29 protein-coding genes are annotated in these 26,462 nt (G+C 37.9%); 23 read left to right on the plus strand and 6 right to left on the minus strand.

Annotated features, from left to right (window positions below):
• Positions 1-13: 13 nt before the first annotated feature.
• Entirely contained in the window at positions 14-2,437 is a 2,424-nt protein-coding gene (locus CIL03_RS00365; protein WP_094883234.1) for a DEAD/DEAH box helicase family protein, read from the minus strand.
• The gene (locus CIL03_RS00370) at positions 2,437-2,760 is read right to left on the minus strand and encodes a nucleoside triphosphate pyrophosphohydrolase (protein ID WP_094883235.1); all 324 of its coding nucleotides are present in this window, start codon (positions 2,758-2,760) and stop codon (positions 2,437-2,439) included. The genes CIL03_RS00365 and CIL03_RS00370 overlap by 1 nt, the downstream gene beginning before the upstream one ends.
• Positions 2,761-2,948: 188 nt before the next feature.
• On the opposite strand from CIL03_RS00370, the gene CIL03_RS00375 reads away from it, so the two are divergent.
• The 4 genes from CIL03_RS00375 to CIL03_RS00390 all read left to right on the plus strand — a co-directional run bounded on the left by CIL03_RS00375 (position 2,949) and on the right by CIL03_RS00390 (position 7,664).
• Positions 2,949-4,442 carry a GmrSD restriction endonuclease domain-containing protein gene (locus tag CIL03_RS00375; RefSeq protein WP_206207657.1) on the plus strand — a complete coding sequence of 498 codons (1,494 nt, stop codon included), beginning with the start codon at positions 2,949-2,951 and terminating at the stop codon, positions 4,440-4,442.
• A gap of 346 nt (positions 4,443-4,788) precedes the next feature.
• Positions 4,789-5,154 (plus strand): sigma factor, encoded by a 366-nt coding sequence (locus tag CIL03_RS00380; RefSeq protein WP_240507969.1) that lies wholly within the window; start codon positions 4,789-4,791, stop codon positions 5,152-5,154.
• A 345-nt stretch (positions 5,155-5,499) separates the two neighbouring features.
• A complete protein-coding gene (locus CIL03_RS00385; protein WP_094883236.1) occupies positions 5,500-5,940 on the plus strand; it encodes a MarR family winged helix-turn-helix transcriptional regulator in 441 nt (146 codons plus the stop codon).
• A gap of 179 nt (positions 5,941-6,119) precedes the next feature.
• A complete protein-coding gene (locus CIL03_RS00390) occupies positions 6,120-7,664 on the plus strand; it encodes an AMP-binding protein (protein ID WP_094883237.1) in 1,545 nt (514 codons plus the stop codon).
• 164 nt (positions 7,665-7,828) lie between these two features.
• Here the strand turns inward: CIL03_RS00390 and CIL03_RS00395 are convergent, their stop codons facing one another.
• On the minus strand, positions 7,829-8,431 hold the full coding sequence (locus CIL03_RS00395) for a restriction endonuclease (RefSeq protein WP_240507970.1): 603 nt from the start codon (positions 8,429-8,431) through the stop codon (positions 7,829-7,831).
• Positions 8,432-8,566: 135 nt separating this feature from the next.
• Between CIL03_RS00395 and CIL03_RS00400 the strand changes: the two genes are divergently transcribed.
• A complete protein-coding gene (locus CIL03_RS00400; protein ID WP_094883238.1) occupies positions 8,567-9,364 on the plus strand; it encodes a nuclease-related domain-containing protein in 798 nt (265 codons plus the stop codon).
• Between the two features lie 243 nt (positions 9,365-9,607).
• On the opposite strand, the gene CIL03_RS00405 is transcribed toward CIL03_RS00400, so the two are convergent.
• Positions 9,608-11,101, minus strand: coding sequence for a BCCT family transporter (locus CIL03_RS00405; protein ID WP_094883239.1), 1,494 nt, complete (start codon positions 11,099-11,101; stop codon positions 9,608-9,610).
• A 212-nt stretch (positions 11,102-11,313) separates the two neighbouring features.
• Positions 11,314-11,454, minus strand: coding sequence for a YpzI family protein (locus CIL03_RS00410; RefSeq protein WP_094883240.1), 141 nt, complete (start codon positions 11,452-11,454; stop codon positions 11,314-11,316).
• A gap of 214 nt (positions 11,455-11,668) precedes the next feature.
• Here CIL03_RS00410 and CIL03_RS00415 point away from each other — a divergent pair, with 214 nt between their 5' ends.
• The 14 genes from CIL03_RS00415 to CIL03_RS00475 all read left to right on the plus strand — a co-directional run bounded on the left by CIL03_RS00415 (position 11,669) and on the right by CIL03_RS00475 (position 22,800).
• Positions 11,669-11,884, plus strand: coding sequence for a helix-turn-helix domain-containing protein (locus CIL03_RS00415; protein ID WP_094883241.1), 216 nt, complete (start codon positions 11,669-11,671; stop codon positions 11,882-11,884).
• 17 nt (positions 11,885-11,901) lie between these two features.
• Entirely contained in the window at positions 11,902-12,672 is a 771-nt protein-coding gene (locus tag CIL03_RS00420) for a DnaD domain-containing protein (protein ID WP_094883242.1), read from the plus strand.
• Positions 12,669-13,001, plus strand: a complete 333-nt coding sequence (locus tag CIL03_RS00425; RefSeq protein WP_094883243.1) for a replicative helicase loader/inhibitor — start codon at positions 12,669-12,671, stop codon at positions 12,999-13,001. The genes CIL03_RS00420 and CIL03_RS00425 overlap by 4 nt, the downstream gene beginning before the upstream one ends.
• A complete protein-coding gene (dnaB, locus tag CIL03_RS00430) occupies positions 12,991-14,268 on the plus strand; it encodes a replicative DNA helicase (RefSeq protein ID WP_094883244.1) in 1,278 nt (425 codons plus the stop codon). The genes CIL03_RS00425 and dnaB overlap by 11 nt, the downstream gene beginning before the upstream one ends.
• A 210-nt stretch (positions 14,269-14,478) precedes the next feature.
• Complete coding sequence (locus CIL03_RS00435; protein ID WP_240507971.1) at positions 14,479-14,811, plus strand: GNAT family N-acetyltransferase; 333 nt, start codon at positions 14,479-14,481, stop codon at positions 14,809-14,811.
• A 290-nt stretch (positions 14,812-15,101) separates the two neighbouring features.
• Positions 15,102-15,614, plus strand: a complete 513-nt coding sequence (locus CIL03_RS00440; protein ID WP_094883245.1) for an AAA family ATPase — start codon at positions 15,102-15,104, stop codon at positions 15,612-15,614.
• A gap of 135 nt (positions 15,615-15,749) precedes the next feature.
• On the plus strand, positions 15,750-16,259 hold the full coding sequence (locus tag CIL03_RS00445) for a YfiT family bacillithiol transferase (protein WP_094883246.1): 510 nt from the start codon (positions 15,750-15,752) through the stop codon (positions 16,257-16,259).
• A gap of 283 nt (positions 16,260-16,542) precedes the next feature.
• Positions 16,543-17,565, plus strand: coding sequence for a serine hydrolase domain-containing protein (locus CIL03_RS00450; protein WP_094883247.1), 1,023 nt, complete (start codon positions 16,543-16,545; stop codon positions 17,563-17,565).
• A gap of 226 nt (positions 17,566-17,791) precedes the next feature.
• Positions 17,792-18,592 (plus strand): MerR family transcriptional regulator, encoded by an 801-nt coding sequence (locus tag CIL03_RS00455; protein WP_094883248.1) that lies wholly within the window; start codon positions 17,792-17,794, stop codon positions 18,590-18,592.
• Positions 18,555-19,571 (plus strand): C45 family autoproteolytic acyltransferase/hydrolase, encoded by a 1,017-nt coding sequence (locus CIL03_RS00460; protein WP_094883249.1) that lies wholly within the window; start codon positions 18,555-18,557, stop codon positions 19,569-19,571. The genes CIL03_RS00455 and CIL03_RS00460 overlap by 38 nt, the downstream gene beginning before the upstream one ends.
• Before the next feature lie 281 nt (positions 19,572-19,852).
• On the plus strand, positions 19,853-20,569 hold the full coding sequence (locus tag CIL03_RS00465) for an RpnC/YadD family protein (RefSeq protein ID WP_240507972.1): 717 nt from the start codon (positions 19,853-19,855) through the stop codon (positions 20,567-20,569).
• A 70-nt stretch (positions 20,570-20,639) separates the two neighbouring features.
• Positions 20,640-20,813 carry a hypothetical protein gene (locus CIL03_RS19710; protein WP_165767872.1) on the plus strand — a complete coding sequence of 58 codons (174 nt, stop codon included), beginning with the start codon at positions 20,640-20,642 and terminating at the stop codon, positions 20,811-20,813.
• Positions 20,810-21,358 carry a short-chain dehydrogenase gene (locus CIL03_RS00470; protein ID WP_094883250.1) on the plus strand — a complete coding sequence of 183 codons (549 nt, stop codon included), beginning with the start codon at positions 20,810-20,812 and terminating at the stop codon, positions 21,356-21,358. Before CIL03_RS19710 ends, CIL03_RS00470 begins: the two co-directional genes overlap by 4 nt.
• A gap of 182 nt (positions 21,359-21,540) precedes the next feature.
• Entirely contained in the window at positions 21,541-22,800 is a 1,260-nt protein-coding gene (locus tag CIL03_RS00475; RefSeq protein ID WP_094883251.1) for an SGNH/GDSL hydrolase family protein, read from the plus strand.
• 258 nt (positions 22,801-23,058) lie between these two features.
• Here CIL03_RS00475 and CIL03_RS00480 read toward each other — a convergent pair whose 3' ends face one another.
• Complete coding sequence (locus CIL03_RS00480; protein ID WP_094883252.1) at positions 23,059-24,105, minus strand: NAD(P)/FAD-dependent oxidoreductase; 1,047 nt, start codon at positions 24,103-24,105, stop codon at positions 23,059-23,061.
• Between the two features lie 160 nt (positions 24,106-24,265).
• Here CIL03_RS00480 and CIL03_RS00485 point away from each other — a divergent pair, with 160 nt between their 5' ends.
• The 4 genes from CIL03_RS00485 to CIL03_RS00500 all read left to right on the plus strand — a co-directional run bounded on the left by CIL03_RS00485 (position 24,266) and on the right by CIL03_RS00500 (position 26,462).
• The gene (locus CIL03_RS00485) at positions 24,266-25,264 is read left to right on the plus strand and encodes an ABC transporter substrate-binding protein (protein WP_094883253.1); all 999 of its coding nucleotides are present in this window, start codon (positions 24,266-24,268) and stop codon (positions 25,262-25,264) included.
• Positions 25,265-25,427: 163 nt separating this feature from the next.
• A complete protein-coding gene (locus tag CIL03_RS00490; RefSeq protein WP_094883254.1) occupies positions 25,428-25,904 on the plus strand; it encodes a DUF2975 domain-containing protein in 477 nt (158 codons plus the stop codon).
• A 10-nt stretch (positions 25,905-25,914) separates the two neighbouring features.
• Positions 25,915-26,136: a helix-turn-helix domain-containing protein gene (locus CIL03_RS00495; protein WP_094883255.1), complete on the plus strand. Its 222-nt coding sequence runs from the start codon at positions 25,915-25,917 to the stop codon at positions 26,134-26,136.
• Between the two features lie 95 nt (positions 26,137-26,231).
• Positions 26,232-26,462 (plus strand): DUF3953 domain-containing protein, encoded by a 231-nt coding sequence (locus tag CIL03_RS00500; protein WP_094883256.1) that lies wholly within the window; start codon positions 26,232-26,234, stop codon positions 26,460-26,462.

A 26,462-nucleotide genomic window follows, 5' to 3' on the forward strand; every position in this document is an offset into this window, starting at 1 on the left:
TAAGGGTGATAAGTCACCCCTTGCCCTTCCTCTCAAAATAAACATGCATCTTATATTCACAAATCTCACTGGTCATCTCATGCAAGACATCCCGATCACTTGTATCAACTTCAAAATTCACCCCAAATTGATTATCCTCAAAATAAACCAGCTCATCTTTACCAACCCATTTTGACATCGGCATGTCAGCAATTAGTTTAGCAATTTTAGCTTCATCATAATTCCAAAGCTTTTTTGTGTTTTTATTTGAAAAGTCAGTGTTTCTGCGATAACTCTTTTCCATGTAAAACTGATGAAAATAGGAAGCAGTATCTTCTGGTGTAATACTGTTAAGCCACTCATTTGGTCCTTTATCAAGCAAAAATTGCAAAATCACCATTTTATATGATTTACTCATTTGTTCTTTTTCTACCTTATTGAACCAGCGATAATGTTTCCGGTATATATCTGACTCGTGATCTGTAAGTTCCCCGTATTCATTTAAGAATGCAAAATATCCTCCAAAGGCCTGTCGATATTCCTTTGAATTAATTATTCCGTTTAGATGAACTTCTTTATAAGTTGGTCTTCTGCCAAATTGCTCTTTCACAGATAGATAATCAAAATAAATTCTTTCTTTTCGCGAGCTTCTTTTTCTTCTCAATTCTTCAAGCAGATCGATTACTTCTGTTTCAAAATTAATTGAGCAGGAATCTGGTACAACTGGAAAAATACTTCCTTGTGCTTTAGTAGGATCTGATTTATATTCATTAAATACTTGAAGCTTCGTATCAGCATTTCGGTAATTTCCGATAAGGTCAATGATTACACAGTTATTTTTTCCAGCATATTTCCGCAAACCACGGCCAATTTGCTGCGTGAATACTACCAATGACTCTGTTGGTCTCGCAAATAATAAAGTATCTACAGATGGAATATCCACACCTTCGTTGAATAAATCAACCGTGAAGATAATTTCTATTTCATTAGTCTCGAGCATTCGTATTGCTTCAGCACGTGATATATCTCTGGTAGCTGAAGTCAACGTGATCGATCTAATTCCCTGTTCAGTAAAGTAATCAGACAGAAATTCTGCCTGCTGGATGGAGGAGGTAAATGCAAGGGTACGAGTTTGCTTGTATTCCTTCCATTTTTCATAAATTTGCTTTGCCCGATCCTCTTGGAGCTGCTGTATCATCAGCTCATGCTGATCATATTGTTTACCCAGCCATTTAATATTTGAGTAATCAATATCGTCTTTTACCCCATGATATATAAAAGGAGTGAGCCAGCCATGCTGGATTGCCTCAATAAATGTTATTTCATAAGCCACGTTACCATCACAGATTGCAAATACATCCTGACCATCTGTACGTTCAGGGGTTGCTGTTAAGCCCAAAAGAAACTTTGGCTGGAAGTATTCAATAACCTTTTGATAACTTTTAGCTGCTGCATGATGAAATTCATCAACGATAACTAAATCAAATTCTTCCGGGGTAAATCGGTGCAATTGGTCCTGGATGCTTAGGGTAAAAATAGATGCAAACAGCATATCATGGTTTGGATCTTTTTCAAATCCGTAATATAACCCCCCCGATTTTCCCAGCACCTGCTCAAAACTTTTCTTAGCCTGCTTAAGGATTTCCTCACGGTGGGCAATAAATAGTATCTTTTTAAAACGCTGTGCGAAAAAGGCAGCTAGATAGGTTTTTCCAAGTCCTGTTGCCATTACTACCATTGCTTTATTGTAATCTTCTTCGATGGTATCCTCTAGACCTTTTAATGCATTTAGCTGAGCAGGGCGTGGTTCCAATTTTGTAATATAGCCGGCGGGTGCTTCTATAATATTTTCATCGAGTGGGACATCTTCTGTGGGTAAAGTTAAATCTATCTCTTCCTGTTTTGTCCAGGTAGAAATAAGGTTTGAATTTCTGATATGGAAGTCATCATAATTTTTCTGATAAATTTTAAGAGATTCATGGTTAATCTCAATTGTTTGGTTATCATAAAAAGATTCAATAAATAATTCTATGGCTTTATTAAAAGTTTCCATGGATGCATTTCGCTGCATTCGAAGATTCCATTCAATCCCTCCAGTTAAAGCAGAGAGTGAAAGGTTAGAGGACCCGACGATTATAGCTCCTTCTTCACGATGTTTGAATATGTATGTTTTTGGATGAAATGAAATACCATTACTTCGCCATAATCTGATTTCGAGATTATCACCCAGCAAATCTAATAATCTCTGCAAAGCTTTAGGTTGCGTTACATACAAATAATCACCAGTTAAAATCTTTACATCAGCACCGTCTTTCAACCGTTCCTGAAGCACATCAAAAATAACATCTACACCAGACTTCATAATAAATGAGGTAAGGATGTAAATGGTTGAGGAATTATTTATATCTTCTACTAATTGCTTATGCAGATCATTTGTATGTAACGAAATATCAGCCATTAATCTTCAACCTCGATTAGAAATATTTTATCGTCAAAGCCCCCTCGTTTCGTAGCCTTTTCTTCTCTGATTTTATCCACTTCTTCAATAGATGAACCATGAACACATGCAAGTGCGTGCATCAATTCTAATACATCAGCCAATTCTTCCTTAGCATCTTCATTGGTTGCTGCAGTCTGATATTCTTCCACCTCTTCATATAACTTTTTCTTTAGTTCCAGAATATAGCGATCCTGGTTTAGTGTTTCTGTTTTTAGTTCTTTTCCGGACTTTTTGATAATTTCGGGAATTCGGTCACGGACTAATTTATTGTATGTAGACATATTATCGCTCCTATGTTTGTTGTTATTTTTATTTTATAGAAAAAGGTATAATCTAGCAAATGAAGATAGATTTAATTTTTAAGAAAATTATCAGATACAATTATTTGTCAATAGATTTTGTTACAATATAATTTATACGATTGTAATCAATCCTATTGCAATTTATTAGAAATACTTGAGGTGATTTTATGTCAAATTATAATGTTAGTAATAGTACCGTAAATGTTTTGCTAGGTTGGATTGAGCAAGACATTGTAGCTATTCCAGAAATCCAACGTCCATTCGTTTGGAAACCTTCCAAGGTAAGGGATCTATTAGACTCATTGTATAAGGATTATCCAGTGGGTTACATCATAACATGGCAAAATCCGGATGCACGATTAAAAGATGGAACTTTTTCTCATGGTAAGAGAATACTTATCGATGGGCAACAACGCATAACGGCTTTAATGGCAGCGATATCTGATAAAGAGGTTGTTGATAAGGATTATAAGAAAAAACCTATAAATATAGCATTTAACCCAATAGAAGAAAAATTTGAGGTGGAAAACCCTGCAATTCGAAAAAATAAAAAATGGATTCCGAATATAGCAGAGGTATTTAAACCGGAATTTAGTATGTATAAGTTCATCAATCATTATTGTGAAATTAATTCAGATATGGACCCAGATGTTATCAGTAATGTTATTCAAAAATTAATCCAAATAAAGAATTCCTCCATAGGTATTATTGAACTGGCTCATACATTGGATATTGAGAGGGTCACTGAAATTTTTATTAGAATTAATTCAGCTGGTGTAAATTTGAGCCAGGCAGACTTTGCTATGTCTAAAATATCTGTTAACGATAATTATGATGGCCCACTAATCAGAAAAACAATTGATTATTTTTCCCATTTAATTAAAAGTCCAGCTATTTACGATAATATTAGAATAAACGATAGTGAATTTGCAGATAGTGAAAATTTTAATAAGATTAAGTGGGTAAAAGGATATAATACAAATATTTATGAACCAAGCTATTCCGATGTACTGCGTGTAGCCTTTACCTTTAAATTTCTACGCGGACCTATTTCAAATTTAGTGAGTTTACTTTCTGGAAGAGATTTTGAGACAAGAGAATATAAAGAAGAAATAATCGAGCATTCATTTTCTAATTTAAATGATGGGGTTCTAAAGTTTATTGATGAAACCAATTTTAAACGTTTCATTATGATTTTGAAATCAGCCGGCATCATTCATAGAAAACTAATTAGGTCACAAAATGCGTTAAATTTTGCCTATGCATTATTTTTGCTTTTACGTGAAAAGGGAATTAATGGATCGGAAATTAATTTGATTGTAAGAAAGTGGTTAGTTGCCTCTATTTTAACAGAAAGATATTCAGGTTCACCTGAATCAACGTTTGACTACGATATAAAAAGGTTTGCTGCTTATTCGGACCCTAAAGAATACGTTAAGTCGGTTGAAGCAGGTGAATTATCAGATGCATATTGGGATAATATACTTCCGACTAATTTGAATACATCTGTAACTAGCAGTCCGTATTTTAACTTATTTGTTATGGCGCAAATTCATTTTAAAGATCATATCTTGCTCCAGATGTTTATATGGAAGATGTCAAGGACCAAATACATGAGTCAAAAATTAAAATTGGTGAGATTAACGACATGGAGCAGTTAAGATTGAATCTGGAAATGAATTGCATTCCCGCTTCTATATTTGAAATGAATGTTGACAACTATACTGAATTTTTGCAAGAACGAAGAAAATTGATGGCTGATAAGATAAAATTATTTTACCAGAGTTTGTAACAATACGATTTTTAATACTCTAATGATCCTCTTTTACTGTTAACGCTAAGTTGATGGTGAAGGAGGAATTTTTATTAAAACTTCACAAAACCGTAACAACTATCAGTGAAATGTGGGGTGTATCCTATTCTAGAATTATAAATTCCATAGGATAATTTACCTATGAGGATTAATTTGTAAAAACTATAATTTTAGAATAAGGAGACCGATCCACCATGGAAAATTTCACATTTCAAGACATCTACGACCAAAATCATCGAAGAATCCATTACCATATTCATCAGCTAAACATCAAAGACCCTCACCAGGAATACTATTCGGAAGGACTTACCGCCTTATGGCAGGCATATAAATCCTATGACCGAGATAAAGGTCCTATGTCAACCTATTTCAATTTCATCATTCGGAACCGGCTGATTGATTTTATTAGAAAGCGAAGTCAGGAACATTCGAAAAGGGTAAGCTTTTTGGAGGAATATCCTGTGTTTCATGAACCGGCATTTTATTCCCTTGAAGAAATGGTATTTGAATACAAAAATCCATATGAAAAATTGAAATCCCATTTAACAGAGAATCAGTAGAAATGGTTCTGTAATTCAATTATCGAAGACATACCTTACAAAAGGATTGCTGAACAGGAAAATACAACACTGGAAGCTGTTAAAGGCTGGGCAAAACAAGTGAAAAAGAAGCTGAGAAAGCTGGAAATCAGGGAAATATTGCTTGAGGAAAATGGATAGAAGTGCATGAAAGGCGAAAAAAATAGATAGTATTAAAAATAAATTTAGATTGAACAACAAAGCAGGGGTAGAGTTACATCTTGAAAATTTGTAATTTTCCAAACAACTTGTTTACAAGATACTTGTATACATGTTATATTTTGAATATTATATAAAACTAGAATAATTCAAGGATGGTGGTGATTGATGGATAGGTTCGATTGTTTGCATTTTATTTTAGGAAAAGCTTTACAACGAGTAAAACAAGTCAGTAAAGCAAAATTATCTCCTTATGGGGTAACTCCAGCTCAATTTGGATTGTTATACTTCCTTTGGAAAAAAGATGGACAACCTGGTTCTGAATTAGGGGAGAGACTTCAATTAGACAGTGCTACGGTGACAGGTATTATAGATCGATTGGAACAAGGCGGTTTTATTGAGCGCAGATTTGATCGCAGTGACCGTCGTAATAAAAAGATTTTTTTAACGGAAAAAGGAAAATCTTTAGAGCAGCCTCTGTGTCAGAAGATGAACGAATTGGACAAGGAACTTCTGTCAGAATTTGATGAGGAAGAGATTAAGCAATTTAAGAATTTACTGTTCGACATTGGATTAAAAAAAAGGACTAAGGCGGGTATGTTTGAGTAATCAATTCCCAGTTTCTTTCCGCAAGATTTGCCTAAGGCATCTTAGCAATGAAAAATATGAACACGCTTTCAACAGGGCGGTGTACAGTAAAATTTTAAAACTCAACGTTTAGTATATTCCGACCGGAAATAAGTAAAAGTGCGAAAAAGTATACAAAATTACACAAGGAGGAGTTATTGATGCAACATATGTTATTTAGTGATCCAATTAAGTTAAATGCAATTCGCTATGGGGAAAAAGAGGCTGTTTCCTTTAAAGACAAAAGATTTACTTACAAGCAATTTAACAATCGGATTAATCAATTGGGACATGCCTTACAAAATATTGGGATTAAAAAGGGCGATAAAGTCGCTTTCATGTTAATGAATTGCAACCAGCTTTTTGAAATTGTTTACGCTTGTGGCAAAATCGGAGCCGTGTTTGTACCGGTCAATTCCAGATTCGTTGGCCCAGAGATCAAACACGTATTGGATGATTCGGAGTCCATTGTATTGATTTTCGATCGTCGATTCTCTGAAGAAATCATGTCTATTCATGATCAAGTGAAAACAGAACACCATTATATAAGTGTGGGAGAGGTTGATGATGCGGATACTTTAGAATACGAGCAATGGATTTCGGGATTTTCTGTTGAAGAACCTGCGCCTTCGGAACCATTGAATGAGCTGGACATGATCTCAATCATGTATACGGGAGGAACGACTGGACACCCGAAAGGTGCGGTTCGTTCCCATCGAAGCTTATATTTGGTTGCATTGCTCTTCAGCATCGAGTTTGCGATAGGAAGAAATGGAAAAGGATTGGCTGCAGGGCCTTTATACGGGGCGGCGGCATTTGGAATATCCATACCGAACTTTTATGTCGGAAACTCGGTCCATATCGTGGAAAAGTTTCATCCGGTCGAAGTGTTACAGGCCATCGAAAAGGAAAAGCCGACCACCACCTTCCTGGCTCCTCCAATGTTTGACGCAATTTTTTCACTTCCGGAGGATATTCAGAACAAATACGATGTTTCATCTATGAAAGGCTTGATTTCCGTAGGAGCCCCTCTTCACACAGGTACGAAGGAAAAGATTCTATCATTCTTTAAATCTGCGGAATTGAATGAATTTTATGGTGCAACTGAACTTGGCGGTGCCGCAAACTTGTTTCCTGAAGATCAGCAGAATAAAGACCGATCCGTTGGTCTTCCCATGCTGGGGATGGAAGTCAAATTGCTCAACGACGAGGGGAAGGAAGTCGATCAGGGTGACTCAGGAGCGTTTTATGTTAAAGGCATTACGTTGTGTGACGAATATTATAAACGGCCTGATGCTACAAAAGAAGCATTTCGTGGAGAATGGTTAGGCTTAGGTGACGTGGGCGTTCAGGATGAAGATGGTTTTTATTATATCGTGGATAGAAAGCAAGACATGATTCTTTCGGGTGCAATCAATGTATATCCTACAGAAATAGAGGAAGTCTTGCATAAACATCCAAAAATTGCTGATGTCGCAGTCATTGGTGTACCCCATGAAAAATGGGGAGAGGTACCCATTGCAATTATCGTCTTAAACAATGATGAAATTGCTGAAGAGACTGAGATTCTTGAATTTTGTAATGGAAAATTAGCAAAATACAAGATTCCGCATGCTGTAGAATTTGTAAAGGAATTGCCGCGCAGTCTTCAAGGTAAACTGTTAAAATACAAAATACGTGAAGAATATAGGAAAATCAGGACTTAATAATCACGGAGGTCAGTAGAGAGGGATTCGTGTACGAATATGAATTAAATCTAAATAAATTAAATTGGATATGTTCAATTTGAGTCTTTAATTATGATTTAAAATACTTTCATGAACCCTGTGGTCTAATAGCCGCAGGGTGATTTTTTTCGAAAACTCTAAGTCTAAATAGTTTCATTAATTGGTACATAAACTTTTAAATCCATTGTTTCTAACCAGTAGGTAACTAGATCCACCCCATCAATTAGCTCAATATTTAAACCTCTGGCATAGCTTCTGGCTGAGGCAGTAAAATCACTTGTTGTTATGACATACCCGCCTTTAGCATTTCTCTTAATCATATTAGAGTGTACGAGAGCTATCGGCTGGTAACCCAAATCATTTTTATAAGCTTTTACCTGACCAAGGTATAAGCCTTCTTCTCGATTATGTTCGAAGTCTACACCGAAATCCCCAGTTTTTACAGTTGTAAAGGAAGTACCTCCAAACCTTTTTGCCATTATGTCTGAGACAAACTTTTCAAATTCATATTGAGTTTCTTTAAGAAATAACTCTGTAGATTTTTCAAAAAACCTTTCATTGTTATCATTTTTGATTACTGGGAAATTAAATCTGTAGGCCAATCCCATTGCCATGGTTCTTTTGATCTTTTGACCAGATTCAATTTTTTGTGCGATCAAAGATGCATCATGTTCGTTACGCTTTTTTATATACCAGATTAATCCGCCAATTATAAGAAATTCAACAAATATAATTAATACTTCCATAATTTTCACCTCAGTATCCAATATGGGCATAGAAACAGCTGTTTATTCAATTGCTTTATAATCAGCTATATAGCTTTAAGTTAATAAATTATAACCGATAAAAAGTATAGAACTTATAATATAGGAGTGTTTACTATGCTTGCTCTTTTGAATTTATTTAAAAAGAAGAAGGAAATAAAACCTGCAAAGAATTCTGTGAAGAATAAAAACACAGAACACGTTGCAAATAGAAAAGGGGAAATTGGCGAATATAAAATTGATATTCAGCTTTCTCAGCTGCCAAAGGAATATAAATATCTAAATGATTTAATGATTGAAAATACAAAAACAGCTTCTGGCTTTTCTCAAATAGATCATGTGGTTCTGACCCCTTATGGAATTTTTGTTATTGAAACCAAAAATTATCAAGGAAGTATTTATGGAGGTAGGAACAGAAAAACATGGCTAATTAATGGGAAGTTTAAAATGCCGAATCCATTGATACAAAATTATGGTCATATCCAAGCTCTTAAAAGATTTGTTGATAAAAAATTTCATAGGAGCTTTTTATCTTTAGTATCTTTTACAAAGCGCTGTAATTTAAAAATCGATTTGGACTTGCGGGATATTCATTCAGAAGAGTTAGTTATTTACGACCTTTATTTGACTGAAACCATACTTAGAAAAGTATCAATGCTTAAACTTAAGAGCACGGAAGCTTTTCTTAGCCAGGATGAAATTTTAGCAATCTACGAGACGCTTGCCAAGGCAAATATTACGGATCCAAAAATAAGAAAGATGCATGTAGACAGTATAATAGAAAATAATACTAAGAAAGACAGTAAATCAAAATGTGCAGTATGCAATAAGCCAGTATCTCAAAAAGTAGTTGATTTTTGCTCTTCTAAAAAAGAGTTCAAAGGTAAAATTTATTGCTATGAGCATCAAAAGTAGATGGAAAAGGGAGAGGCAGAGGGACGTTCTCGAGCTTCATTTATCGCATGAAGGATTATAATTTTTTTATTAGACTAGATAAATGCTGGTCAACATACCGAAGGAAATCATCAATCTTAATTTATCATACATATCCGTACCTACAAAGGGCTGCACCACTCCTCATAAGAAGCCAGTCTCATCATCCCCAAATCAAACAGAAAAGAAGCAGGCAAAAGAATCATCTTTTGCCTGCTTCTATCCTTACTTTTCGCTATTTTTATTATTGATCTCTTTAAATATTGAAACAGTCATGATCAGAAGTATAACTGTGAATGGCAATGCTGCTGTTAATGATGCAGTTTGCAGTGACTCCAATCCACCTGTAAATAATAATACAAGGGCAATTGCTGTGATAAGGACACCCCAGATAATTTTGGTTATCAGTGCTGGATTCAGGCTTCCCTTAGATGTCATACTGCCTAAAATATAAGTAGCAGAGTCAGCAGATGTTACCATGAATGTGAAAATAAGTATTATCGATATAATGGATAGAATGTCTGAAAACGGTACAACACCTAAGACTTCAAATAGGGCTACTGTTACATCTTCGTTTACAGCCTCGGCAATTTGTGTTCCGTTGTTTAAATCACTATATACAGCAGTACCGCCAAATATTGCAATCCAGATACAGGCAATGGCCGGAGGTACGACCATTACACCAGCGACAAATTCACGGATGGTTCTGCCCCTGGACACACGTGCAACAAATGCCCCTACAAATGGTGACCAGGCGATGGCCCATGCCCAATAGAATATGGTCCATTGGTAAACCCAATCACCGCCGGTATATGGTGACAGGCGCAAGCTGTACTGTACAAAACTGGAGATATAATCACCCATGCCAAGTACAAAGGAGTTTAAAATGAATACACTTGGCCCTAAGCAAAATACGATTACCATTATAAGAAGAGCCAGCCCTAAATTGATATTACTCAGCCACTTAATTCCTTTATCCAGCCCTGTAACACTGGATGCCAGATATGCTACCAGCATGACTAGCGCTATAATTACCTGTACTCCAATATTATTTGGTACATTAAATACAGACGACAACCCGCCGTTCAGCTGAATAAACGAGAGGCCGACGGTTGTCGCAACACCCATGACAGTCGCAATTACCGCCAAAATATTAACCGTATTTGCTATTCCCTTGTTTTTACCTACTACTGGTTCTATAGCAGCAGAGACCAACCCACTTCTATTTTTTCTAAACTGGAGAAAGGCTATCGCCAACCCTGCAAGTGCAAAGACGGCCCACTGACTAATCCCCCAGTGAAAAAAGGAATAACCCATTGCTACTCTTGCTGCTTCTTCTGTCTGAGCTTCCAGTTCAGGAAATGGAGTGATAAAGAAATGACTCATCGGTTCTGCGACACTCCAGAAGATAAGGGAAACCCCAAATCCTGCTGAAAAGAGCATGCCAACCCATGTGAAAAATGGATATTCCGGCCGCGAATCCGGAGGTCCTAAACGCCTTTTCCCGTGTTTACTAACCGAAATGCCAACAAGGAACAGAATGATAATAAATACTGCAAATAAATAAAACCACCCGAAATTAAGCGTTGTAAAATCGAAAAGTGTCTGGGCGACAGCCCCAAATTGTTCCGGCGTGAATGCCCCGATGATAACTAATAACCCAACGACTATTGCTGAAATAAAAAATACCGGATTCTTATACGATTCCTTTTTTTTCATAAAGTACCTTCCCATCCCCCAAAATTTTTTTTAGTATTAACTATGTAAATCGAATGACAGATAATAATACATACTGTATCTTACCCCAACACAAAGTTTACTAAACCATAATCGATATTCCAAGAGAAAAAGTGGAACGCTTCTCGTGCTTCATTTTTAAGTGAAGTACATGGAGGCAAGAGATCTGTCCCCGTGCTCCCATGCACTTCCCGCTACTTCCTTCCATCATTCAATTTCCTGGCTTCTTCTGGCCCGGACATTTTTGCTGTTCCTTTATAGCGGAGATTGACATCCCGGTCGGATTCGACACGGCCGCTTTCACGTAATTTCTTTTCCTGGCGATCTTTTCCCAAAGTGATACACCTCCCAGAATTAATTTGAGTAATTGGAAGAGGAATTATTCATCCTGACATGAAACAGCCAGGCAAAACCGCTGATTCGATAATAGAAATATAAGTTATAAAAGCATCCTCGAAAATAGTTTTTTAAAAAATAAACCGAAAGCACCCCATAACCTCCTTTTCTTTCGATTGTAAGATTGAAAGAACAAAAAGGGAGGTTTTTTTAATGGAAAGAAAAGCAATGACGGTGAAGGAAATGGCTGTATATCTGGGAGTACATACAGACACAGTGTATGAAATGGTGCGTCTGAATGAAGTGCCGCATTATAAGATCCGCAGAAAGATTTTCTTCTCACAAGTTATCGTAGAGGCATGGATTCGAGAGCAGGAGCTTAAGAATTATTATGATGATACGCTGAATTTTTCAGATGTAGAAAAGTAGAAGGGGTTGTTTATTAAATGAATTATATAAAGGAATTGAATGCGTTCAGAAATTGGCTGATGTTAAACAAACTATCCAGTGGAGCGACTCTATTGTGGCATGTATTAATGTCCATAAACAATATGGCCGGATGGAAGAAGGAATTTAATGCAACTAATTCACTTGTATTCCAACTGACAGGGTTATCCAAAAGCAGTCTCTCCAAAGCACGCTCACAGCTTCTGGATAATGGACTGATTATTTACCATAGGGGCACGAAAGTTAAAGCACCTGTTTATGAAATGGTCTCCGTTGCAAATATAATGAACCAATCAATATACCAATCAGGAAACCAATTTGAAAACCAATCCGGAGATCAATATGAGGATCAATTCAGGAATCCATCAGGGACCGATACCGGGAACATACTTAAATATAAACAAAAACCCAAACAAAAAAGCAGCAGCACGCATGCGAGTGAAAATCCTTTTAAAATCTACAGAGAAAACTTTGGGATACTGCGTCCAATTGTAAAAGATTCATTAATCGGCTGGTGCCGTGAACTTGGAGATGATGTTGTGATTGAGGGGATGCGGCTTACAATCAAAAAAGGCGGATATACGTTTGGATACATTGAGCAAATTTTAAATGAATGGGCAAATGCCAAGCTGGGATCGCTGGACCAGGTGCTGGCATATGAAAAGCAAAAGGCTGCAAACAGAAAGAATACTATTCCATTTGCCAAACGAACTGGTGAGAGAGATAGCCGTGTGATTGACGAAATGAGAAGGGAGCATGGGTTATTATGACAAAAGAAGAGGCACTTAATGTTCTGGACATGATTGACGGGGTTTATCCAACATTTAATCTTACAAAGAAAAAGGGAGATATCCTGATGCCGCAGCTGGAAAAGATGGACTTTGAAGGAGTAATGAAGAAGCTGGATGCTTATATTGCTGAAAGTCGTTTTCCCCCAACGATTGCGGAAATTGCTGTGTTCCCTTCAGCAGAAAATCCCCACCTGGAGGAGATGAAAATGTGGGAAAGAGAAGCTGCAAAGGTGCCCGTGGAGATTAAGGAGCGGTTCAGAGAAGCTTTGCTGAAACTAATTGAGGAAAAGTCCTGTCATGAGACTTGAGAATTACGAGGCAGAAGCAGCAGTGCTTGGGGCAGTCCTGGTTGATGGAACGCTTATCCGACAGCTGACAGTCGAGGAAGATCATTTTTATGATTCCCGGCACCGATTAATCCTTCGGGCAATGAAGCAGGCAGATGAGCGTGATGCATTTATCGATCTGGTAGTTGTTACAACAAATCTGGGAGATGCCATCCATCAGATTGGGGGAACCGGATATTTGCTGAACCTGGCTGAAGCCGTGGCCAGTACAGCAAATATCGAACAACATGAACAGCTGATCTTTGATGCATATCGCATGAGAAAAACCAGGGAAGCTGCGATCAGATATAGTGATAATCCAAGTGAAGCGGATTTGGCTGAGCTGATTTCCAGCTTGCAGAACTACCGCGACGCAGGTGCAGTCACACAGGAAAAGGAGACATTTGATTATTTGGTTGAGATCACGAATGAAATGAGCAGTCCCCCTGAGGAACAAGCAAACTGTATGACCTCGTTTGAACATCTGGATGAAATGACTGGCGGTTTGCAGCGTGGGGATCTGTTAATTGTCGCTGCAAGACCATCTGTTGGGAAGACTGCCTTTGCACTCAATTTAGCCGCTGCACATTGCAAAAATGGGGGAGCCTCGTCGATTTTCAGTTTGGAGATGGGAACAAAATCCTTACTGAAGCGCATGATTTCGGCAAAGGGACGGCTTAATGGGCAAAAATGGCGAAATATGTCTTTTGTGGTTGATGACCTTAAACGGGCAATGATGGCAATTGGCGAAATTTCTGAATGGAAGCTGTGGATTCATGACAACAAACGTACAGTTTTCGACATTCGTTCAGCCATTCGGAAGAAAATTTTTGACAACCCGGATGGAAATCATCTTGTCATCATTGACTATTTACAGCTGATTACGGCGAGTAGACGCGAGCGTCGTGATTTGGAGATTGGGGAAATAACGCGTGAGTTAAAGCTGCTTGCGATTGAATTAAATATTCCGATTGTCTTGCTTTCCCAGCTTTCACGCGGTGTGGAATCGCGTCAGAATAAACGGCCGCTTATGTCTGATCTAAGGGAGTCCGGCAATATCGAACAGGATGCGGATGTTATTTTCTTTCTGTACCGGGAGGATTATTATCAGTCCAGTACGGAGAAACAAAGTAAAATCGAAGTGATTATTTCAAAACAGCGAAATGGCCCGACTGGTACGGTGGAGCTGGCGTTTCAGAAGGAGTATGGGCGGTTTGTGGATTTGGGGAAAGGGGAATTGACCAATTGATCGATTGAAGGGAGTACCTTCGATTTTAACTGGATTATGCTAATGGTCGTATCAATAAGATAATTCTTTGGCAGTAAGCAGGAATATGATGATTAATGTCGAAATAGTAATATACAACAATATACGGCAATAGATCGAAAGGAGGCATAAGAAAGTGGAGAAATTATGGAACAACTCTTCGAAATGATATATTTTGAGGAGGGAAAATGAATGACGATAAATTTTATTAATAGTAAAAATATAAATAAAGAGCAATTAGAAAGATTGTATAATGATGTAGAATGGTATGCTTATACACAAGATTTAAAGGTTCTTCAACACGCAATAGAACAGTCATTAGAAGTTATTTCTGCTTGGAATGGTGAAGAATTAGTTGGGTTAATTCGTATTATTGGTGATGGCTTAACAATAATCTATATTCAAGATATTCTTGTGTTAAATGCTTATCAAAATCAAGGAATTGCTACTCAACTGATGGAACAGGTTCTGAAAAAATACAAAAATGTTCGCCAAAAAAGTTTTATTAACCGAAGAAGCACCTGATGTAAGACATTTTTATGAAAAGAATGGTTTCCAATCTTGCGATAAGGGTTCTTTAGTAGCGTTCGCAAAGTTGAGTTAGATGGATTAATAAAAAAAACATTTTGTTATTGAGAAAACATAGTTGCACCTTTAAAACTTGGTGCAACTATTATTTTTATAAGGCAATGAGTATTTAACAGCTTTTCGAAAGAAGTCTCCCTCTTCCAGCACTTAATTAAACAAACTGGTGAAAAAGGTGAAAATTCAACTGTTAAGCAGAACCTTTCCTTATTGAGCAAAGGGGTGGTTATATGGAAAGGGCGATTCCTAAAAGAATACATATTATAGGTTCGGTTGGAAGTGGAAAAACAACCTTGGCCAAGATGCTTTCTGCTCAGTTACACATTCCCTGTTATGAATTAGATAATGTTGTTTGGGAAAGGTTTAAAACTGGAGATATTAGACGGACTGATGAAAAACGAGATGAATATTTAAATAAAATCATTAACTCTAATAACTGGATTACTGAAGGAGTTCATCATAAATGGGTTTCTCCGTGCTTTCAAAATGCTGACGTTATTTTATTTTTAGATACTAGAATGTCAACAAGGCGACTTCGAATAATTAAGAGGTTTTTTATGCAGAAAATAGGTCTGGAAAAAGCAAATTATAAACCAACTTTTAAAATTTTAAAGGATCTATATAAGTACAATACTGTTTTTGAATATAGAAGCAAGCCAGAAATTTTTGATATGTTAAACCCCTATGATAGCAAGCTAATCGTCTTGAAAAGTAACTCTGAAATTATAAACTGCTTCAACTAATAAGAAGTGATAATTAAATAGGAATTGTCCAAGCAGGTTCCGGACTACGCCAATTAGTTTACAAGAGATAAGTAGATTAGGTATATTGTAGGTTAATACCGAAATATAATGTAATAGGAAAAAGGAGGATGGAGAATGGATGTAAGATACCCAATTGGCGAATTGCAAGTACCCGAAAAGGTAACACTTGAAAATATTCAAGAATGGTTAAAGCAAATCGAAACTTACACAATTCGCTTAAGAGAAACTGTCGACACATTAAGTGATGAGGAATTAAGCAAAACTTATCGTGATGGCAGCTGGACAGTTCGCGGGCTTGTTCATCACATCGCAGATTCCCAGTTGAACATGTATCAACGTTTGAAACTGGCTTTAACAGATGAGAATCCAATAGTACCAGCTTTTGATCAAGAAAAGTGGGCTGTTCAACCTGATACAAAGCTTCCTGTAGAAAGTTCTATTAAAATGCTGGAAGGCATAAATGAGCGCATTGTATCTTTGGGTCATCGTTTAACTGAGGAGCAACTAGATCGCATCTTTACTCACCAGATAAACGGTAAAATAACAGTTGCAACAAAAGTAGCAAAATTAGCTTGGCATGAAGAGCATCACTTGGAACATATAAAAATCGCATTATCAAAATAGCATCATATTTTCAGGAATTGGCTTATCAAATCTCGATAAGCCAATTTTTTTAAAAAGAGGAAAGGAAACAGAAGTTCATGATCGATCCGGCTCACCAGGGGTTTGGCAGCAGCTTAAATGACTAAAAATTTGAATTGCAAATTATTAAATAATTATATACAATTTAACTAAGATTCAGCTAAGAAGGAGGAGATCATGTGATTCGTTATATGGTGTGAACAAATTAACTGAATTCCTTTAAAAAAATGCAGAAAAAATAAAGAGGAATTCAGGAGGAATTATAATGAATGAAGAAAACAAATTGAACTATTTAGGAGAAAAACAGGAGGAACTCCGTTTTTCTGGCACTTTTTACGCTGCAAAAGGCAATGAAATCCTGGAAGGAAGCAGTGGATTTGCCAACCGTTCGGAAAAAATTGATAATCAGTTGAATACGAGATTTGCGATCGCTTCTGGCTGTAAAATATTCACATCAGTTGCTATATGTATACTGGTTGAGGCTGGAAAAATTTCATTTAAATCAAGGTTAAAGGATTGCCTTGATATAGATTTTCCGTATTTTGACAAGAATATCACCATCCACCACTTACTGACACATACGTCAGGTGTGCATGATTATTTTAATGAAGAAATAATGGATGATTTCGAATTGCTGTGGAAATCGCGACCAGTATATCAGATTCGTTCTCCAAAAGATTTCTTGCCCATGTTTCAGTATGAAAGGATGCAAGCACCTATCAGCAGTTCGTTTCAGTACAACAACACTGGTTATATATTGCTGGGTCTAATTGTTGAACAAGTGGCTAAATGCAGTTTTTCCGAATTCGTGGAGGAACAAATTTTTCATAAAGCTGGCATGAGGAATTCCGGATACTTCGAAATAGATCGTTTGCCAGAAATGACTGCGCTGGGCTATATTGATGATTCGGAGGGGAATTGGAAAACAAATATTTATTCATTGCCAGCAAAAGGCGGACCAGATGGGGGAGCGTATGTCACAGCTGAAGACATGTTCAGATTCTGGGAGGCATTAACGAACCACCAGCTGCTGTCCAAAGAGATGACCCAAACATTATTGAAACCGCGTGAAGCAGTTGCAGCTGAGGACGATATATATTATGGCTATTGCGGTTATATGGAATTGGACGATGATGAAAGGGTAGTTAAGTTTATTCAGATGGGATATGATCCAGGTGTAAACTTTCGTGCAGTATATTATCCTGACACGAAAACGACAATCGTAGTCTGTTCCAATGAATCAGAAGGCGCTTATGAACTTTTAAAAGAGATTGAAAATATTATATAACCGGAAAAATTGATCATAACAAAAAGGATTAACGAATAGGTTAATCCTTTTTGTTCGATCCTATTTCCCCATTCTATACCTCCTTCTTAAAAGCTCGTTTGGAGCATTAGAGAGAAAAAGAATCATTATTCCAATAAGGCTGCATGTGCAGCAAACAAATTTTCCGAAAGGTACTTGACATTCAAGTTGCTTTAAGGTTTATGTTGAGTTACAAGGGTGTGGTGAAATGAGCAGCTTTATGACGATTCAAGCGTTTTCGACGATGAGCGGAATACCCAAAAGTACACTGCGCTTTTATGAAGCGAAAAAGCTTTTGATGCCCATACGAAATAATGAAAGCAATTATCGTATGTATTCAGAGGAACAAGTCCCGCTTGCCAGGCTGATTGCGAGTTTGCGTACAGCTAATGTAGCGATCAGGGATATTCAGCTTTATGTAAAAGCAGATGAGAATACACAGAAACAAATGAAGCAGGAATGGATCAAAACGATAAAAGAAAATCAGAAACAGCTGGAAATGAGCCTCCGCTATTTAGAAAGCGATTTGGCCGAAAAAGATATTTATATATTCAAGCGAAATGCAGAAAAAGTAATTTGGTTTCAAGCCCAATCCCCTCCTGGAAAGTTTAGCCCTGCATTAATGTTTAGGCGCGAGCAGCTTAGACAGTGCAATATTCCAGTTGAGAATACGTATTTAAGATATTTATCAGGGAATAGAAAATTAATTCAGGCAGAAATTGGCTTTGGTGTGCCGAGTCGGGTGAATTCTCGTATACCTGAGGCAATTTCAGAGGAAATGAAGGAAGGTCTATGTATCGGTCTTGCTTTTCAGGATAATTTTTCAACGATTGAGGCTGCATACCGCAAATTGGTTCAGTACTGCATGGAGCATGATTTTACTCCTGCTGGTTCGATTCTTGAATGGTATCGTGGTGATCAGATAGATGCAGCAGATATCGTAATACCGGTCATACAAATGGGGGAAAACAATGAGTATAAGAAAAAGGCTGCAGGCAGAAGTGATTGAGTTAATTGGCAGTCCCTATGGGATAGGGGTTAAGCAAGGTTCTATTCTAAAGTCAGACCCAAATTTTATAGAAAGAGTTGAATTAAAAACACATTCAGATGTGAAAGAAGCAAGCCAGCATTTGGAAGAGGTTTCGCCAAGTCTATTGATGGAGTTAAAAGGGTTAGCAGCAGGGCTTGGGGTTAAGGAAAATACATCAATTCAACGGTGGAGCGGATATGATATCGCAATGCCTGCAATGGGCTGCACAACACTGGCTAATGCTGCTTTCTATGCGCGAAATTATGACTTCAGTGATGATTTGTATGATGCAAGACTGGTAGTTTCAAAGCCAGATCATGGATATGCAAGCATTGGATTTAGTCAGCAGATTATCGGCAGGCTTGACGGTATGAATGAGCAGGGAGTTGTGGTGGGGTTGCATTTGGTGAATGAAAACATATCACAAAAGGGCTTTCTGGCAACTGCCATTTGCCGGCTTATTCTGGATCAATGTGCCACAACAGAAGAAGCAATAGCACTCATTAAACAGGTGCCACACCAGTATTGCTTTAATTTTTCCATTATGGATAAAAGTGGGAACATGGCAAAAGTTGAGGCTTCTCCTGAAGAGCAGATAGTTCGATACATGTCTCCGCTTGTCTGCACGAACCACTTTGAGTCTGAGAGTTTAACGAATAAAAACAGAGAGTATATCGATGGATCATTGCATCGTAAAAGGTATTTGCAATCATTAGAGAATGAAAATGTAACACCAATTACTGCATATGAAATCTTTAATGATGAGAGTTCTCCATTGTTTTTCAAATACTATAAAGAGTATTTTGGTACATTGCATACGGTTGTTTATTGTCCGGACGATTTAAGTGTGATTATAGGCATTGGTGGAGATTGTAAGCCATATGTACTTCGATTTGGTGAATGGCTTAGTGGAAATGCGAAACTGCCGAAAACACTTGAAGGGATGATAGAGGCGTGAAGCGTGGATCCCATGCCTCTCCCGGATCCTATGTGATAAAGATTGTCTGTATTATATTATCTTGATATATTATAAATAGAGAAACTCCTCCGTAAGTCCTCCAATACCCCATAAAGGATGTGTTCACATGTCACTGTCCACGTTAGTAAAAGAAAAATCCTCCGAGTATACACACCACGATCAATTTTTTTGCGGAATTTCTTGAAGCTTTCTTTCCGGAAGTACATCACCATATAGACTATACCGCAATTAAACCATTATCTGAAGAAGTATTCACAGACTTGATCGATGGCGAGAGCCGAAGAGCAGACATTGTTCTTGAAACAAAGTTAAAAGGGGAAGATACTGTATTAATTATTCATGTAGAACCACAGAGTTATACACAACCAGAATTCAATGAGCGTATGTATCATTATTTCAGTCTTTTGTATAATAGGTATCGAAAGCCCATTTTGCCAATTGCAGTTTTCAGTTATGATGAAAATAAGAATGAGCAGGATGAATTTACAATAAAATTTCCATTTTTTAAAGTTTTAACGTTTAATTTTTTAAAGCTGGAAGTGAGAAAAATGAATTGCCGGGAATACATCGATTCAAACAACCCGGTTGCTGCGGCATTATTAAGTAAAATGAATTTCAGCATGAAAGAAAGGGTACAGGTAAGATTAGAATTTCTGCGTATGATGACCAGAATGGAATTAAATCCAGCAAAAACGAGACTGATTTATGGTTTTTTTGAGCAGTACTTAACATTGGAGAAAAGGGAGGAGGAACAGCTGATGGAAAATATTAAACAGTTGGATGAGGCAGAGAAAATCTTTGAGCTGCCAATTTCATGGGAAGAAAAAGGAAAGGAAGAAGGAAGAGAAGAAGGTAAGTTAGAGGAAAAAAGGAACATTGCTCATGCTATGTTAAGTAAAGGCCTGCCAGAGGAATTAATTAAAGAGGTTACTGGGCTCAGTAAAGAAGAAATGGAAAAGGTTAAGCAGGAAGCATGAGGACGTTCTCGATATTTCTGAATATTCAGACGTTAATTTGCGTCTGACGATATAATAAGGTGGTATTCAAATGAGATGTGGAGCAAAATGCTTTCTCGTTAAAATCGAAGCAGACGAGGGAGAGCAAATCAGCTGCGTTATCGCCAGAACACCAGCAGAAGCAAGGAAAAACTTTCGTGATAAATATGGTGCAGCGTCCCCTATTCTATCCGTTCGTGAGAAGAAAAGGAAGAATGGCATATGAAGCACGCTTTAGTTGTTGGTGGAACAGGGATGCTGTCAGGGGTATCACTCTGGCTATTGGAAAGTGGCTTTCATGTATCGATCATTGCCAGGAATGCTGAACGAATGGAAAGCCTTGTAGAAAGATCAAGTTTTAGAGAGCATATAACCCCAATACTCGTGGATTATAGAAATGATACTGAATTAAAAGAGAAAGTAAATATAGCCATGAATCAGCTTGGAAATATTGATATGGTTATAGCATGGATTCACTCTAATTCAGAACGTGCGCTTCAACTAATAACAAAAGAGGTTTCATATCAGAGCACGGAATGGGAATTATTTCATATCTTAGGAAGCAGCTCCGAATTAGGGGAAATTAAGAAAGAAGTTCATGCAGCTCCGAGTTATTCTTATTATCAAATTCAGCTAGGCTATGTTGATGAAGAAAGCAACTCCAGGTGGTTAACAAATAAGGAGATTTCCGATGGTGTTATCGAAGCGATAATAAAGAAAGATAGCGTACATATCATTGGCCAAATTGAGCCTTGGGAAAAGCGGCCATAATAGAAACATGATTTTTGATTGTGAAGAAACGTATAATATAGTTGTTGTTGAAGAATTTAAAGAGCTGGTATTCGAAAAGAAAACCAGCTCTTTAAAGGTTCCCACCATCATTTTCATTTAAATTTCCGAAATGATATATTATATTGACAGCAATTAACAACAGCATGAAAGGCGAGAATCTCATGAAGCGTTTTATATATATAGTTATTTCGGTGATTATTATTATTTCCATAAGTATGTATGGTCTACGGGAATGGATAGCTATTAATAAGGAAAAGCCAGGTGTAACCGAATCAGATATCGTAAAATCTAGTGGCGAAAAATGGGTGGGAGCATGGACCGCAAGTCTGCAGGCCCCTTTTGAAGATGGCGTTTCTGCGGAGGGATTTGAAGATCAAACGCTAAGATTCATCATACAACCCCATATAGATGGACAAGCGATGCGAATTCGATTGTCAAATGTATTTGGTTCAGAACCACTGACCATAAATGAAGTTCATATTGCGGTTTCAAAAGATGGAGCTGAAACTGTCCAGGGCACGAACAAACAGCTTACCTTTGAAGCCGATAAGAAAGTAACCATTCCTTCTGGCGAAAAAGTATTTAGTGATCCGATTGACTTTGCGGTTGACAGTGATGAGGAGATAGCAGTCAGCATATATGTCCGTGAAAAATCCGGACCAGCATCCTGGCATCCGCGGTCAATTCAAACAAGCTATATCAGTTCAGGCGATCATGCTCGGGACAATAATGCTTCAGAATTTGATACGGAAGAAGAAGCATGGTTTTGGCTGGACGGAGTGGATGTTATTCCTGATTCATCCGTGAAGGGAGCTATTGCAGTAGTGGGAAGCTCGATTGCAAATGGGAACTATTCAACATTAAATGCGAATCATCGCTGGCCTGATTTTCTAGCAAAACGGTTTAATCATGCGGGATCTAATATAAACATGTCTGTTCTAAATGCAGGAATTACTGCAAATCAATTGCTCAACAGCCCGCCGGAAAAAGGAGAGCATGTACTGGCAAGGCTTGATCGTGATGTGTTTAGTCAATCTGGAATTAAGGGGGTTATTCTGCATGCAGGACTTAACGATATTAGACATCACCCGGAATATGATGCGGAAAAGATTATTGTGCGGATGCAGGAGATTATAAACACTACTCATGCACAGGGGCTTGAAATTTATGGTGCAACATTAACACCTTTTAAAGGATCTGGAATGTATTCTGCAAAAGGGGAAAGGACCAGGCAAGAGGTTAACAGCTGGATCCGGTCGAGTGGAGAATTTGACGGGGTGATCGACTTTGATGAAGCATTAAGAGATCCGGAAGACCCGGAACGTTTCCAGTCTGAATATGATTCCGGGGACCAATTGCATCCGAATGATGAAGGGTATGAGAAAATGGCGGAATCGATTGATTTGTCGATGTTTGAGTAAAACCAGCTGCCGAAGTGCTAATTACTGGTGCTAAATTGTGAGATGTGCAACGGCTGTGGTAAGTCGCGCAACAGCCAGAAAGAGTCGTGCGAAAGCCGGAGAAAGTCGCGCGATAACTAGGGAAAGTTGTGCAATAACCAGAAAAAGTCGTGCAATATCACCACTTAATTGAGGTGTCGCACGACTTTAAGCCAGTCTCGCGCGACATTCAGTCAGTCAGAGTTGCATACTCTCAGCCAAGCCGCGCGACTTACAGGGTTACTTCATCATTTCCTGAATAATTTTTTTATTTTTTTCTTTAAATCTGTCATTATGTGAGGAAACCATGGCAATTTGTTCAGCGTCTCCCTGGATGAACTGCTTTGCATGATTCACTGCATTCGCTGCATCCTGAAATGCACCTGCAATCAAATGCAGCTTGCCATCGTGGTGCAGGATATCTCCAGCAGCATAAAGGCCATCAATCGATGCTTCACTCATTGCATTTCCATGGATAAAGTAATTGTCTTTTCGTTCAATTTCCAGCGGGCTATTTTCCAGTAAATCTATATCACGTTCATAGCCATGGTTGACGATAACCTCATCGATCGTCAACTCTTCTGATTCCCCAGTTTGATTATTGGTCACTTCTACTTTTTTAATTAAATCGTGCTTACCGCCAGCAATCAGTTTTGTGATAGCGGTATTGGCCAGACACGTTACAGAGCTGGTCAGGAGCTTGGATATTTGCGCTTCATGTCCATTCAGCTGATCTTTGCGATAGGTCAGATAAACCTTTTCAGCAAGTGGAGCTAGTTCATTCGCCCAGTCAATGGCAGTATTTCCTCCACCTGAAATGATGACTGTTTTCCCGCGAAATCGAGCCAATGATTTCACCGTATAATGGAGATTTGTTAATTCAAACGCTTGGGCACCCTCAAGTGGAATTTTCACCGGGTTCAAAATCCCGCCACCTGCAGCAACGATGACTGTTTTGCTTAAATGCACCGAGCCTGAAGCAGTATGAATTTCAAATATTCCTTTATCATTTTTATCTATGGAAGTCACCTTCTCCTCCAGGACAACTTCTGGATCAAAGGTAAGTCCCTGTTTAACGATATTATCAATTAGCTGAGAGCCCGGGACAGGAGGCAGGCCGCCAACATCCCAAATTATTTTCTCCGGATATACATGAACTTTACCGCCAAGATATGGCTGATATTCAATTATTTTAGTTTTCATCTCCCGTAAACCACTATAGAAGGCTGAAAATAATCCAGCAGGACCGCCTCCGATTATCGTTACGTCAAAGCATTCGTTATCCATCAAATTGCTCACTCCAACTAATTGTATTTTCTATGTAATTTTAATTTTTTTAATAAGACAGTTGACATTAAAAGCATAGTGTAGTTTTATTATAAATGAAAACGATTCTCATTATCAAGTGCTAATTTGACAATACGGGGAATTGAAAGGGAGGGTACATATGAAGAAATGGATGATTATCGGGAGTCTGTTCCTGCTTACATTGCTGGCGGCTTGTGGGGGCAGTGATAATGAATCGGAGAACAATTCAGGTACCAATGAAAATGGGGCGGAAGAAAGAACGGTTACGATAGAAGATGCGATGGGGGAACAAACTATTAAGGGTACACCGAAAAAGATTGTTGTGCTGGAGTGGTTCTTTGCAGAGCATTTACTCGCACTTGGCATGCAGCCTGCAGGTGTGCCGAATATTGATGAGTACAAAAACTGGATCAATATTGATAAGGATCTGGATGAGAGTGTTCAGGATGTTGGTACACGTGCGGAGCCGAATTTGGAGGCGATTTCCCGGTTGGACCCTGATTTGATCATTGCTGCGAAGTTCCGGCATGAGGATATATTGGAGCAGTTAGAAGGAATTGCCCCAACTGTTACCTTTGCACCGTACAGCGAAGAAGGATCGGCAAATCTTTATGATGAGATGATGAATGAATTTAAAACGGTAGCCAAAATTGTGGATAAGGAAGAGGAAGCAGAAAAAGAACTTGATGAGCTGGATCAATTTTATGACGATCAAAAGCAAAAGGTGGAGGAAGCAGGATTGATGGGTGCGGAATACATAGCGACACTTGCTTTCTCTACACAGAACTCACCTGTGTTGCGATTGTATACCGAAAATTCGATTGTGTCCCAGGTAATGGGGAAACTTGGTTTTGAAAATGCCTATAAAACAGATCAGACGGCCCAATATGGCTTTAACGAAGTTGGAATAGAGGCACTGCAAAATTTCCAAAAGGATGGTATGCAATTTCTGTATGTTGTGCAAGATGACGATAATGTTTTTGAAAATCAGCTGAAAGGAAATCCGGTGTGGGAAGAATTGAGCTTTGTGAAAGAAGGCAACACCCATCACATCCCAGGAGACACGCCAGTATTTGGCGGTGTCCTGTCAGCAAAGGTATTAGCGGAAGAGCTAATGAATTCGATGATGGAAGAGTAGGATAAAATTCTTATTTTTGTTAGAGGTGCCACAGTGTAAAAGGTTATTACATTGTGGCGCTTTTTTTGTTAAGTATTATATTGAAAATAAATAATATTTTATTGATAATCGATAAATAAAAGTATATAATTAAACAAACGATAAAAATAAACGGGGTGTTTTTTTGAAACAGTTAACAATTCTCTCATTGAAAATAGCTGTTGTTCTAATCGGGGTTACGGTACTAGCGTTGTGCATGTTTTGGTTACCCTGGCTCTCTAATGAAGCAGGCGAAATAGCTCCGGAGTTTGCATATCTGCAATTTCCTGTATTAATTGGTTTATATTTAACGGCTATTCCATTTTTCGTTGCTTTGTATCAGGCTTTTAAGCTGTTAAATTATATTGGGGTTAAGAGTGCTTTTGCGGAGCAGTCTGTTAACGCTATAAAAGGTATAAAATATTGTGCATATACAATAAGTGGTTTATATGTGGCGGGCAGTATTATTCTCATTGCATTAAATGCATTGCATCCTGGAATTGCACTGATTGGCTTTACCATTACGTTTGCTTCCATTGTTATTGCAGTTTTTGCTGCTGTTCTTGAAAATTTGCTGAAAAATGCGATAGAAATTAAATCGGAAAATGATTTAACGGTCTGAGGTGAGAATAATGGCTATTATAATCAACATTGATGTGATGCTGGCAAAACGAAAGATGAGTGTAACCGAATTATCTGAAAGGGTAGGAATAACAATGGCTAACCTCTCCATTTTGAAGAATGGAAAGGCAAAAGCGGTTCGATTCTCAACATTGGAAGCTGTCTGCAGAGCTTTGGATTGCCAGCCTGGCGATATTTTGGAATACAGAGATGACGGAGACTTCGCAGACTAATAATTAATGAAACTTATACTTGCTAAAGACGTATGAAAAGTGAACGTAACTATTATCAATTATAAGACGCGGTACTGACGTGCAGGAGGACTTTTATGAACATCATTCAAATTATTTTAGCACTAATTGTTATTGCATTATCAGGATATGGAATATTTAATCCCGAGTCAGATGTGACATCTATGACAATTCCTCTGCTTGGGATCTTGCTGCTAGTAATGGGAGGAGAGCAGCTGAAAGCCGGGAAAAAGGCGATCGGGTATTTGCTGGTTATTGTCGGGCTCTTTAATATTTTTGTTGCCATACAAGGTTTCTTTTTAAACTAA

The organism is Virgibacillus indicus (assembly GCF_002266285.1).
Taxonomy (GTDB): domain Bacteria; phylum Bacillota; class Bacilli; order Bacillales; family Amphibacillaceae; genus Virgibacillus_K; species Virgibacillus_K indicus.

What these genes read in the sequence shown, in the direction of transcription:
- CIL03_RS00365 (WP_094883234.1), bottom strand. Translation starts at nt 2,437, where the DNA reads ATGGCTGATATTTCGTTACATACAAATGATCTGCATAAGCAATTAGTA.
- CIL03_RS00370 (WP_094883235.1), bottom strand. Translation starts at nt 2,760, where the DNA reads ATGTCTACATACAATAAATTAGTCCGTGACCGAATTCCCGAAATTATC.
- CIL03_RS00375 (WP_206207657.1), top strand. Translation starts at nt 2,949, where the DNA reads ATGTCAAATTATAATGTTAGTAATAGTACCGTAAATGTTTTGCTAGGT.
- CIL03_RS00380 (WP_240507969.1), top strand. Translation starts at nt 4,789, where the DNA reads ATGGAAAATTTCACATTTCAAGACATCTACGACCAAAATCATCGAAGA.
- CIL03_RS00385 (WP_094883236.1), top strand. Translation starts at nt 5,500, where the DNA reads ATGGATAGGTTCGATTGTTTGCATTTTATTTTAGGAAAAGCTTTACAA.
- CIL03_RS00390 (WP_094883237.1), top strand. Translation starts at nt 6,120, where the DNA reads ATGCAACATATGTTATTTAGTGATCCAATTAAGTTAAATGCAATTCGC.
- CIL03_RS00395 (WP_240507970.1), bottom strand. Translation starts at nt 8,431, where the DNA reads ATGGAAGTATTAATTATATTTGTTGAATTTCTTATAATTGGCGGATTA.
- CIL03_RS00400 (WP_094883238.1), top strand. Translation starts at nt 8,567, where the DNA reads ATGCTTGCTCTTTTGAATTTATTTAAAAAGAAGAAGGAAATAAAACCT.
- CIL03_RS00405 (WP_094883239.1), bottom strand. Translation starts at nt 11,101, where the DNA reads ATGAAAAAAAAGGAATCGTATAAGAATCCGGTATTTTTTATTTCAGCA.
- CIL03_RS00415 (WP_094883241.1), top strand. Translation starts at nt 11,669, where the DNA reads ATGGAAAGAAAAGCAATGACGGTGAAGGAAATGGCTGTATATCTGGGA.
- CIL03_RS00420 (WP_094883242.1), top strand. Translation starts at nt 11,902, where the DNA reads ATGAATTATATAAAGGAATTGAATGCGTTCAGAAATTGGCTGATGTTA.
- CIL03_RS00425 (WP_094883243.1), top strand. Translation starts at nt 12,669, where the DNA reads ATGACAAAAGAAGAGGCACTTAATGTTCTGGACATGATTGACGGGGTT.
- dnaB (WP_094883244.1), top strand. Translation starts at nt 12,991, where the DNA reads ATGAGACTTGAGAATTACGAGGCAGAAGCAGCAGTGCTTGGGGCAGTC.
- CIL03_RS00435 (WP_240507971.1), top strand. Translation starts at nt 14,479, where the DNA reads ATGACGATAAATTTTATTAATAGTAAAAATATAAATAAAGAGCAATTA.
- CIL03_RS00440 (WP_094883245.1), top strand. Translation starts at nt 15,102, where the DNA reads ATGGAAAGGGCGATTCCTAAAAGAATACATATTATAGGTTCGGTTGGA.
- CIL03_RS00445 (WP_094883246.1), top strand. Translation starts at nt 15,750, where the DNA reads ATGGATGTAAGATACCCAATTGGCGAATTGCAAGTACCCGAAAAGGTA.
- CIL03_RS00450 (WP_094883247.1), top strand. Translation starts at nt 16,543, where the DNA reads ATGAATGAAGAAAACAAATTGAACTATTTAGGAGAAAAACAGGAGGAA.
- CIL03_RS00455 (WP_094883248.1), top strand. Translation starts at nt 17,792, where the DNA reads ATGAGCAGCTTTATGACGATTCAAGCGTTTTCGACGATGAGCGGAATA.
- CIL03_RS00460 (WP_094883249.1), top strand. Translation starts at nt 18,555, where the DNA reads ATGAGTATAAGAAAAAGGCTGCAGGCAGAAGTGATTGAGTTAATTGGC.
- CIL03_RS19710 (WP_165767872.1), top strand. Translation starts at nt 20,640, where the DNA reads ATGAGATGTGGAGCAAAATGCTTTCTCGTTAAAATCGAAGCAGACGAG.
- CIL03_RS00470 (WP_094883250.1), top strand. Translation starts at nt 20,810, where the DNA reads ATGAAGCACGCTTTAGTTGTTGGTGGAACAGGGATGCTGTCAGGGGTA.
- CIL03_RS00475 (WP_094883251.1), top strand. Translation starts at nt 21,541, where the DNA reads ATGAAGCGTTTTATATATATAGTTATTTCGGTGATTATTATTATTTCC.
- CIL03_RS00480 (WP_094883252.1), bottom strand. Translation starts at nt 24,105, where the DNA reads ATGGATAACGAATGCTTTGACGTAACGATAATCGGAGGCGGTCCTGCT.
- CIL03_RS00485 (WP_094883253.1), top strand. Translation starts at nt 24,266, where the DNA reads ATGAAGAAATGGATGATTATCGGGAGTCTGTTCCTGCTTACATTGCTG.
- CIL03_RS00495 (WP_094883255.1), top strand. Translation starts at nt 25,915, where the DNA reads ATGGCTATTATAATCAACATTGATGTGATGCTGGCAAAACGAAAGATG.
- CIL03_RS00500 (WP_094883256.1), top strand. Translation starts at nt 26,232, where the DNA reads ATGAACATCATTCAAATTATTTTAGCACTAATTGTTATTGCATTATCA.